6 protein-coding genes, 2 tRNA genes and 1 pseudogene are annotated in these 10,298 nt (G+C 63.3%); 4 read left to right on the plus strand and 5 right to left on the minus strand.

What is annotated here, in order from left to right; genetic code table 11:
* A pseudogene (locus AC1DYX_RS22480) lies at positions 1-212 on the plus strand (hypothetical protein); the annotation flags it as partial.
* Between the two features lie 44 nt (positions 213-256).
* On the opposite strand, the gene AC1DYX_RS22485 reads toward AC1DYX_RS22480, so the two are convergent.
* The 5 genes from AC1DYX_RS22485 to AC1DYX_RS22505 all read right to left on the minus strand — a co-directional run bounded on the left by AC1DYX_RS22485 (position 257) and on the right by AC1DYX_RS22505 (position 8,906).
* On the minus strand, positions 257-1,153 hold the full coding sequence (locus AC1DYX_RS22485) for a recombination-associated protein RdgC (RefSeq protein ID WP_477262957.1): 897 nt from the start codon (positions 1,151-1,153) through the stop codon (positions 257-259).
* 91 nt (positions 1,154-1,244) lie between these two features.
* Positions 1,245-2,330, minus strand: a complete 1,086-nt coding sequence (dinB, locus tag AC1DYX_RS22490; RefSeq protein ID WP_477262959.1) for a DNA polymerase IV — start codon at positions 2,328-2,330, stop codon at positions 1,245-1,247.
* Positions 2,331-2,460: 130 nt separating this feature from the next.
* Positions 2,461-4,107, minus strand: a complete 1,647-nt coding sequence (locus AC1DYX_RS22495) for a S8 family peptidase (RefSeq protein ID WP_477262961.1) — start codon at positions 4,105-4,107, stop codon at positions 2,461-2,463.
* 319 nt (positions 4,108-4,426) lie between these two features.
* The gene (locus tag AC1DYX_RS22500) at positions 4,427-6,259 is read right to left on the minus strand and encodes a S8 family peptidase (RefSeq protein ID WP_477262963.1); all 1,833 of its coding nucleotides are present in this window, start codon (positions 6,257-6,259) and stop codon (positions 4,427-4,429) included.
* Positions 6,260-6,683: 424 nt separating this feature from the next.
* Positions 6,684-8,906 carry a TonB-dependent receptor gene (locus AC1DYX_RS22505; RefSeq protein WP_477262965.1) on the minus strand — a complete coding sequence of 741 codons (2,223 nt, stop codon included), beginning with the start codon at positions 8,904-8,906 and terminating at the stop codon, positions 6,684-6,686.
* A gap of 359 nt (positions 8,907-9,265) precedes the next feature.
* Here AC1DYX_RS22505 and AC1DYX_RS22510 point away from each other — a divergent pair.
* From AC1DYX_RS22510 to AC1DYX_RS22520, 3 genes are all read left to right on the plus strand, one after another.
* Positions 9,266-9,341: transfer RNA gene (locus AC1DYX_RS22510), tRNA-Val, on the plus strand.
* A 45-nt stretch (positions 9,342-9,386) separates the two neighbouring features.
* Positions 9,387-9,463, plus strand: a tRNA-Asp gene (locus tag AC1DYX_RS22515).
* Positions 9,464-9,725: 262 nt separating this feature from the next.
* A partial coding sequence (locus AC1DYX_RS22520) for an HAD-IA family hydrolase (protein WP_477262967.1) occupies positions 9,726-10,298 on the plus strand: 573 nt, incomplete at its 3' end.

The following is a 10,298-nucleotide window of genomic DNA, read 5'->3' on the forward strand; positions in this document are numbered from 1 at the left end:
CTGCTATACATGCCAGCCCTGGTCGCCTGCTATACATGCCAGCCCTGGTCGCCCGCCAATGGAACCCACACATCAAGGCCTTCAGTGAACGCCTGCTCGCCAAAGGCAAAACCAAAATGGCCGTCATCGGCGCCTGCATGCGCAAGCTGGCCCACCTGTGCTTTGGTGTTGTGCACACAGGCAGGCCATATGACCCAAATTACGCCATGTGAGGCTTGACGGGCGAGACGGTATCTACCGTCACCGTATCGAAACGTTACGCTTTTGCTTCTCCGCCCAGCGCCTCGACGAGATCCGCCAGCATCTTCGCCAGCTCGCCCGTCATCAGCATGACGTCGTTATCGAACCGCTCATCATCGCTATAGGTGATGGTCTCGTTCTCCTTGATGACGTCGAGGGGCTTGATGCCCTTGACGGCCAGCTGCTCGGTCAGCACCAGCGAGATCCGGCTGTTCCACGTCATGGCCAGGCGCGTGCACTGCTTGCCGGAGGCGATGTGGCGGCGGATGTCTTCCGGGTCCAGCGAGTGCTTCACATAGCGCACGGCAGCCTTGCTCTCGCCCGTGGCGCGCAGTTCCGTGTCCTGGTCGATCGTGAAGTTGTACGGCGCCTCGTCCGACTCCAGCCAGCCCGTCATCACGGCGACCGGCGAACGCTGCACGCGCAGCGATTCCAGCGGCAGTTTATCGACGGCCTTCAGCAGCAGCTTGATGACATCGTCCGCCTTGCTCGGGCTGGCCGCGTCGACGATGAGCCAGCCGTTGACCGGGTCGATCCACGTCCACACATTGCTGCGGATCGAGAATGCGCGCGGCAGCAGTTCGTCGGCCACGCGTTCTTTCAATTCCTTCATCGCCTTCTTGCCCGGCGGGAAGCCCTGCTGCTCTTCCAGCTCGGCGGCCTTGGCTTTGGCGACCTGGTTGATGACCGAGTTCGGCAGCAGTTTCTTTTCTGTGCCCAGCATCATCAGCATCTGCTTGTTGACCACATGCACCAGCTTGCCGTTGCCGCGCGGCGAATCCCAGCCCTGGCGCAGCAATTCGTTGCTGCTGGCGGGCGTAAAAGCCTGCGATTGCAGCGCGTCTTCCATCTGTTCAGGGGTGAACGCCCAGTTGGTGGGCAGGCGGTAGATCTGCAGATTCTTGAACCACATAAAAGGTTGCTCTCAGTTATCTCGGGAATGCAAAGGAACGACATTCTACACGCTGACTAGCAGCAAGATTCACGTCAGTTCCCACGGATTTTCAATGTGTTGCATGTTCGGAACGTTCATCGAACAGGCTCAGCTGCTCGACGGTTTCCGTATCGCTCAGGCGCACGCCGACACCCAGCAGCCGCACGGGACGGCTCGCACGCAACCACCCTGTCTCCATCAGCCGGCGGTATGTTTCCACGTTCGGCGCATAGCCCACGCACTCGACGGTGGTGCGCTGGAAATCGGCGAACTTGATTTTTACAAACAGCTTGTTGATGAATTTTTCAGCATTGTTGCGCTTGATCCGGCCCAGCAGGTGCTCGTACAGGTCGGGCAGCAGCGCAAGGCAGCCGGCCAGGTCGGGCACATCCGGCGTGTACGTCTCTTCCGTGCTGATCGACTTGCGTTCGCGCACGGGATTCACGTCGCGGTAGTCGATGCCGCGGCACAGGTCGTACAGCCGCGCACCGAACGAACCGAAGTGTTGCTGCAGCTTGTCGATATTCCAGTCGCGCAGGTCGCCGCACGTCTGCGCGCCGAGGCTGTGCAATTTGGCGGCCGTCACCTTGCCTACACCGAACAATTTCTTGACCGGCAGTGCGGCGACGAAGGCGTCGACTTCGCCCGGCCGCACGAGAAACAGCCCGTCCGGCTTGTTCCAGTCGCTGGCGATCTTGGCCACGAACTTGTTCGGCGCCACGCCGGCCGACGCCGTGATGCCGACGGTCTCGAAAATGCGGCGGCGGATCTCCTGCGCGATCAATGTCGCGCTGCCCTTGCAGTGCGGCGAGTTCGTCACGTCCAGGTAGGCCTCGTCCAGCGACAGCGGTTCCACGAGGTCCGTGTAATCGCGGTAGATGTCCATGATCTGGCGCGACGCGACCCGGTACTTTTCCATGTTCGGTGGAATCAGGATCAGGTCGGGGCACAGTTTGACGGCCTGCGCCGTGGCCATCGCCGAGTGGATGCCGTAGCGGCGCGCCTCGTAGTTGCAGGTGGCGATCACGCCGCGCTGGTCGGCCCGTCCGCCGACGGCCAGCGGCCGGCCACGCAGGGACGGGTCGTCGCGCATCTCGACGGATGCATAGAAACAATCGCAATCGCAGTGGATGATCTTGCGGACGTGGGCGTTCACGGTGGCGGTCGCCCGCGCCGAGCGACTACTGTAATTGCATACAGTATCGTCGGTTTGTGAATTTAGTGCAAGTGGGAACGCCGCCGCTGGGAACGCCGCCGCAGGACGCGGCGGCGGGAGGAGACTCAGCTTACTTCGTCACGCTGGAATAGCTGCACGACTTGACGTAGCCGCGTGCCGGATCGCCGAACACGGTGTTCGTGCACGCGACCGGGCCCGTGAGGGTCTTGATCACATAGCTCGTGGCGGTGCCGTAGCGCACGTCACGGGTGCCGCTGAACGAGCAGGTGCCGCCTTCGGAGGCGCAGGTCGTCCAGGTCACGGTCGTGGTCGGCGTGGGCGTCGTTGTGGTCGTGGATGCCAGCGCCGCGTTCACGGCTGCCGCGGCATTGACGATGCCGGCGCCGCAGCCCGAGCAGGCGGCCGGGAAGGCGCGCGCCGTCGACTTCAGCCTGGCGGCGACGTCGTCCGGCGTCAGGTTCGGGTTGGCCGACAACATCAGCGCCACGACACCCGCCACGTGCGGCGTCGCCATCGACGTCCCCATGTACCAGGCGTAGTTATCGGCCGCGGGCGTCGTCGTGCCCGAGTTCAGGGTCGACAGGATGCCGGCGCCGTTGTCGCCGCCCGGTGCCGCGATGGTGACGTTGGTGCCGTAGTTCGAGTACGACGCCTTGCCGCCCGAACGGTTCGTCGCGGCAACGGTGATCACGCCCGCGCAGTTGGCCGGGCTGGCATTGATCGCGTTGGTGTTCGAGTTGCCGGCCGCGACGACGACCACGGCGCCGCGCGAACGGGCGCTGTTGATCGCGTTCTGCGTCGTCGTGTCGCAGGCGCCGCTGCCGCCCAGCGACAGGTTCAGCACGCGCGCCTTGTTGGCATTGGCCGGCACGCCGGTCACGGTACCGCCCGACGCCCAGACGATGGCGTCGGCGATGTCCGACGTGTAGCCGCCGCAGCGGCCCAGCACGCGCGCCGGGACGACCTTCGCGTTGTAGGCGATGCCCGCGATGCCGAGACCGTTGTTGGCCTTCGCCGCGATCGTGCCGGACACGTGGGTGCCGTGCCAGCTCGAGCGCTCGTCCGCGGACGGGATGCCCGCGCCGCAGCTGCCGGCCGGCGTCCAGTCGCCCGGGTCGCTGGCATCGGTGTCGCGGCCGCCGCCATCGTTGGCGACCATGGTCGTGGAAATGAAGTCATAGCCCTGCAGGATCTGGCCGGACAGGTCGGCGTGCGGACGGTAGCCCGTGTCGATCACGGCCACGTTGACGCCGGCACCGGTCGACTTGTCCCAGGCGGCGGGCGCGTTGATGCCGCCGGTGGCTTCGTACAGGTCCCACTGCTGGGTATAGCTCGGGTCGGTCGGGGTGGCCAGCGGGACCATGATGCGGTCCGGCTCGGCGTACTCGACGTTGGCATCGCGCGCCTTGACCTCGGCGGCCAGCTGGCGCGCCTCGTCGACCGTCATCGTGCGGTTGAGCTGGAGAACGTGGGCACCGTTCGCGGTCGCGCGCAGGGCGCGCAGGGTGGCGCCGTACTGCTGGCCGGCGCGGTCGATCAGGGCCTGGCGCGCCCGGTCGAGGGCACGGGCCGGCACGCCGGTCGTGGCGGTGTCGCTGTCGCCCCTGTACTTGACGATCAGGCGATCGGTCTGGACGACGTAATGCGTGGGCTGGGCTGCGTCCTGGCCGGCGGCGCTGGCAACCAGCGGGCCGGCGACGATCAGGGCCGCTGCACAAAGTTTAAACAGAGGGGAGATCTTGTGGCGCTGCGTCATGCTGCATCCTTTTTCGTTAACCGAACTGGGCAGCATAAGTGAAAACGGCCCTTGCTGGACTGTTTTCGGGGATTTCACCACAGAAAAATTTTTTTGTAAGTAACTGAATTTTAACGGTAATTATCCGAATTGAAACGCATGTGGGCGCGCATGCATGGTGGGCACAGGGTGCCCACCCTACCGACGATTCCGACGACGTAGGGTGGGCATTTGAGGCCGAKGGGGATTGATGCCGGGGGCATCAATCCAATGAAACGTGCCCACGCGGACGTTTGAGGATTGTTGGCGTCACACGTGGGCCATGCCCACGCATCACCCCTTACCAGGTCAGTTTCAGCGTGTACTTGCCACTGGTCGAACCGGTACCACCGGCGTAGTACACGACGCGCACATACCGCGCCGCCGTGGTCGACCCCGTGTTGGACGACGACGCGCTGTCCACCGCCCCCGTGCCGTTCTCGCTGCGGGCCAGCAAGGTACCCGAGCTGTTATAGATGTACAGGTCGTAGTCCGAGCTCGCATTCGGCGTCATCGTCGCGCTCAGGGTCTTGCCGGCCGGCAGTTGGACGACAAAATAATCCGTGTCCGTCGAGCTGCCCATCGTGCCGTTGACCATCGTGCCGGCCGTCGTCACGCTGTTGGCGGTGCCGAGCGTGTTGTTCGACTCCGTTTCCGAGATCGTCGTGCCGGTCCCGCCACCCGTGCCGGCGGCGGCGTCCACCGCGGCCGAGGCGTCGACGATGCCCGTGCCGCAACCCGAGCAACTGGCCAGGAACGGACGCGTGCTCGATTTCAGGCGCGATTCGACGTCGTCCGGCGTGAGGCCCGGATTCTTGGCCAGCATCAACGCGACGACACCCGCCACGTGCGGCGTCGCCATCGACGTGCCCATGTACGACGCGTAGCTGTCGGCGCCCGGCGACGTGGTGCCGGCGTTCAGGGTGGACAGGATGCCGGCGCCGCTATCGCCGCCCGGTGCCGCGACGTCGACGATAGTGCCGTAGTTCGAATACGAGGCGCGGCCGCCGGAGCGGTTCGTCGCCGCCACCGCGATCACGCCGGCGCAGTTGGCCGGGTTGCTGTTGCTGGCGTTCTGGGATTCGTTGCCGGCCGCCACGACGACGACGGTGCCGCGCGAACGGGCGCTGTTGATCGCGTTCTGCGTCGTCGTGTCGCAGGCGCCGCTGCCGCCCAGCGACATATTGATCACCTGGGCGCGCGCCGCGATGTTCGGCACGCCGGACACGGTACCACCCGATGCCCAGATGATGCCGTCGGCGATGTCCGACGTGTAGCCGCCGCACTTGCCCAGCACGCGCACGGGCACGACCTTGGCGCCGTACGCGACGCCGGCGACGCCGGTGCCATTATTCGTCAGCGCGGCGATGGTGCCGGCCACGTGGGTGCCGTGCCAGCTCGAGTTCTCGGCCGGCCGCCCGCTGCCGCACTCGCCCGCCGCGACCCAGTCGCCCGGGTCGCTGGCGTCGCTGTCGCGGCCGTTGCCATCGTTCGACACGGCGGTATCGGAAATGAAGTCATAGCCGGCCAGGATCTGGCCCGACAGGTCGGCGTGCGGGCGGTAGCCCGTGTCGATCACGGCCACGCGGATGCCGGAACCGGTCGACTTGTCCCAGGCGGCCGGCAGGTTCAGGCCACCGGTCGCTTCGAAGTAATCCCACTGCTGGTTGTACATGGAATCGTTCGGCGTGAACAGCGGGTGCATCATGCGGTCCGGCTCGGCGTACTCGACGGATGCATCGCGCGCCTTCAGCTCGGTCGCCAGCCTGGCGGCGTCGGCCAGCGAYACCTTGCGGTCCAGCTTGAAGATGCGGGCACCGGTGGCGATCGAATGCGATTCCTTCAGCAACATACCGAACTGCTGGCCGGCACGGTCGACGATCGCCTTGCGCGTGGCCGCCAGCGGCGCGGCGGCCCGCGCGGCAGACACCTGACCGCTCTTGACGGGTCCGCTCTCGTCCTTGTACTTGACGATGATGCGGTCGGTCTGGTCCGGGACGGCTGCACGCTGCGCGACAGGTGCGGCCGGCACGTCCGTGGGCACGCCCGCGCCCGCGACACCGGCGCCGAGGCCAAGGACGGCTGCAGCGCACAGTTTTACCATTGCCGGGTACTTCGATTGCTGAGACTTCATGTTTATTCCTTTTCTAGAAAAACACAAAAGTTTGATTTTCCGCAGGCAGATATGCCTGAGATCTCGTTGTCTCGACGTCCATTGTGTGAACGTCGCGCCCGTCTGAAAGCGGACACGGCAGATTAGCGCGAAAAAAATGAACGTGTAAAAAATTCACAATTGAATTTCGATGTCTATACAACACATTCAGGCACTGATAGCGCTAAAACCTAGATTCTTCGGAAAAATGTGAACTCAACAAAAGAAGGTATTGCTCCGGCGCCTCCCAATAATTAACAATGTGACGTGACTATTTGGCGTTATGGTGGGCACGGGGTGCCCACCCTACGGCAATCCAACATCGTAGGGTGGGCTCCCCGAGCCCACCAAAAACAAAAAAGGCCGCGATCGCTCGCGGCCTTTTGATCTGACGGCTTAATAAAACTTAGAAATTGCCTTTGAACTGAACACCATAAGTGCGCGGTTCATTGGTAAAGCCGGTCAGGTTATTGAAGTCGATCGCACCGGAAATACGGCGCTGGTCGAGGATGTTGCGGCCAAACGCAGCCACTTCATACTTGCCGTCGGCCCAGATATAACCCAGGCGCAGGCCGCCTTCCGTCAGCGGTTTGCCGGTGAACTCTTTCGCTTCGTACAGGAAGAAATTGATCGACGAACGGTACGACCAATCCGTGTAGACATAGAACTCGCCATCGGCGACCGGCATGCTGTAGCGGGCATTCAGGTTGACGATCCACTTCGGTGCCTGCGGCAGCGGGTTACCGTCGATGACGACGCGGCCCGCAGCGTTCAGCGGGTCGGTGATCGTGCAGGCTGCGCACTTGGTCAGCGAGAGGTTCGGGTCGCGGATTTCCGTGAAGTTGTACGACGCGCTGGCGCCGACGCGCAGGTCCGGCGTCACGAGGCCTTCGAAGTCGAGCTCGGCGCCGCGGCCGTCGGTCTTGTTCGCGTTGATCAGCTTGGTGACGTTCGTATTGCCGCCCACCACGGTCAGCTGCTGGTTCTTGATGGTGTAGTCATACAGCGAGAACGCGGCGCGGGCACGGCGTTCGAACAGGTCGGCCTTGATACCGCCTTCGTACGACGTGATCGTCTCGGCGTCGGCGATCGTGATGCCCACCGGTGCGAACGTCGAGGCCGGCGCGATGCTCGGCGCGCGGAAACCGGTCGCGATGCGGGCGTACAGGTTCACGTCACGGTTCAGCTTGTACGTGCTCGACACGTCCCAGCTGATCTTGTCCTTGCTTTCGCTGACGCTGTTCGGGCCGACCGGGGTGAAACCGATCGCGGTGACGGTCGCGAAGTCCTTCTTGTCGTCCGTGTAGCGGATACCGCCGCGCACCGACAGGGCGTCGCTGATGTTGTAGGTCACGGAACCGAACGCGGCCCAGGCTTTGTTGTTCTGCTCGCTGGCCTGGCGCGACGTCTGGGCACCGGTGGCGCTGTTATAGCCGTCGCTGCCGCCCGTCACGTCTTCCTTGAAGTAATACACGCCGGCTTGCCAGTTCAGCGGCCCCGTGTTCTTCGACTCGACGCGGAATTCCTGCGAGTACTGCTTCAGGTTRTCGATGAAGCCGCCCGTCTCGGACTGGAACGGAATGAAGCCCGGGCCTTGCGGCGTACCGCCGTCGATGTCGCCGCGGCTGTAGTAGCTGCCGACCGACTCGTAACCGGTGATCGAGTGGAAGATGGCCGGACCCAGGTCCCACGTCAGGCGGGCATTGGCGCCGTTGGTCTTCAGGTGCTGGTAGTTGCGGGCATTGGTGACGATGCTGCCGAGGTCGTAGCCGTCGACGAAATCGTTCGTGCCCTTCTGGATCAGGTTCGCGCGGAACAGGCGGGCGCTGCCGGTGGTCGTGCGCTGGTGCACGTTGAACAGGGCGCTGAACGTCGTATCCGGCTTGTACAGGAATTGCACGCGTTCGGCGTGTTCGTTGTAGCCATCCAGTTCGTCGGTCTTGTTCGTCTTCGCGACGTCGGAGTAATTGTTGATGTAGTCGTCGCGGTGCTGGCGCAGCGTCGAAACGCGCATCGCCCATTTGTCCGACAGCGGCACGTTGACGGCACCTTCGACATTGGCCGTGCCATGGGTGCCGTACGACAGGTTGTAGTAACCCTCGGTCTTCTTGAAGTTCGGCTTTTCGGACTCGAATTTCACGACGCCGGCCGGGGTATTGCGGCCGAACAAGGTGCCCTGCGGGCCGCGCAGCACTTCCACGCCGGCCAGGTCGAAGATCGGGTAGCCCTTCAGGATCGGGTTTTCCTGGACGATCTCGTCATAGATCAGCGATACCGGCTGCGATGCGAAGGTCGAGAAGTCCGTGTTGCCGTAGCCGCGGATGTAGAAGCGCGGGAATGTGCGGCCGTTCGAGGACTCGACGTTCAGGCTGGGGGTCTTGCCGGCCAACAGGCGGATGTCTGCGCCGCCGGACACGAGCACGTCCAGCTTCTCGCCCTTGATCGCGGTGACGGACACCGGTACTTCCTTGATGTTTTCGGTACGGCGCTGCGCGGTGACGGTCACCGTCTGCAGTTCGGTGGGCTGCGCAGTCTGGGCCAGGGCCACGCCACCGGGTACGGTTGCGAGTGCCAGCATCGCGCCATGCGCGGCGATAACGCGCTTGTGCATCTTGGACATCTTGATCATTGAGTTTTTCCTGGGGAAGAGTAAAAAAAACTGCCGCGTTGTCTCCGCTTGTCTCTCCTGAGGCGCCTGGGTAAGGCAGGCCATCGGCCTCGGCAAACTTGCACCTGATTGTCGATGTCTAAATATTGCCGGCTTGTCAAACGGCAATTGTCGAGTATTTATGTAGGCTTATGCAAGAATTACGCACGTCATACGCATTCTTTACAACAGGTTGTCTTAAGTTCAATCCAGCGTATGGCAGGGCGATCGTTCACTTTTTCCCGAAAAACCCTTGCGCATTTTCGAGGGGATACGCTATGATTCGGGCCTCTTCGGACGTGATGACAAACGTCGGCAAGAAAACCCTGAAACAGAGTGACGGGCGCTTAGCTCAGTTGGTAGAGCGGATCCCTTACAAGGATTAGGTCGGGAGTTCGAGCCTCTCAGCGCCCACCATACGTTTCAGAAATCTTGTCCCGGAAGAACCGATCAAAGTAAAACGGAGCGGTAGTTCAGTTGGTTAGAATACCGGCCTGTCACGCCGGGGGTCGCGGGTTCGAGCCCCGTCCGCTCCGCCAGTATTAAAAAAAGGGTCCGTTTTTCGGACCCTTTTTTGTTCTATCAGAGTGCCTGCCCTGCGGGAGGCACGGTTTGGGGCTCGAAGGGTTTCGCTTGCAAGCGAAACCGCRGCCCGCGGGACGTGGGCGAGCCCCGTCCGCTCCGCCAGAATTTAAAAAAGGGTCCGTTTTTTCGGACCCTTTTTTCGTTTCAAGCATCCCCCAGCAAGTCCGACACGCTGCCCCGATATAATTCGGGCTCCCTTTCGCTTTTTCCGCTCCCGTGTCCAAGCCTTCTTCGCCCATCTGGCTGTTCGATCTCGACAACACGCTGCATGACGCATCGCACGCGATCTTCCCGGCGATCAGCGCCAACATGAACGCGTACATCGCGCGGGTGCTCGGCGACGGCGTCACGCCGGCCAGCCAGGAAGCGGTGGACGCGGCCCGCGTCGGCTACTGGAAACGCTACGGCGCGACCCTGCTGGGCATGATCCGCCACCACCGCGTCGACGCGGCCGACTTCCTGCGCCAGACCCACGACATCGGCGCGCTGCACGACCTCGTGCGCTACGAGCACGGCCTGGAGCGCATGCTGCGCCGCCTGCCCGGGCGCAAGATCCTGCTGACGAATGCGCCGACCGCGTACTCGACCGGCGTCATGCGCCACCTCGGGCTGCAGCGCCAGTTCGCGCACCACGTCGCGATCGAGGACATGCATGTGCACCGCCAGCTGCGTCCGAAGCCGTCGACGCTGATGCTGCGCCGCCTGCTGCGGCGCCAGCGCGTGTCGGCGGCACGCTGCATCCTCGTCGAGGACACGCTCGTAAACCTGAAGCGCGCGAAGCTGCTCGGC

It is taken from the genome of Massilia sp. P2_C2 (assembly GCF_056404615.1).

What these genes read in the sequence shown, in the direction of transcription:
- AC1DYX_RS22495 (WP_477262961.1), bottom strand. Translation starts at nt 4,107, where the DNA reads ATGACGCAGCGCCACAAGATCTCCCCTCTGTTTAAACTTTGTGCAGCG.
- AC1DYX_RS22485 (WP_477262957.1), bottom strand. Translation starts at nt 1,153, where the DNA reads ATGTGGTTCAAGAATCTGCAGATCTACCGCCTGCCCACCAACTGGGCG.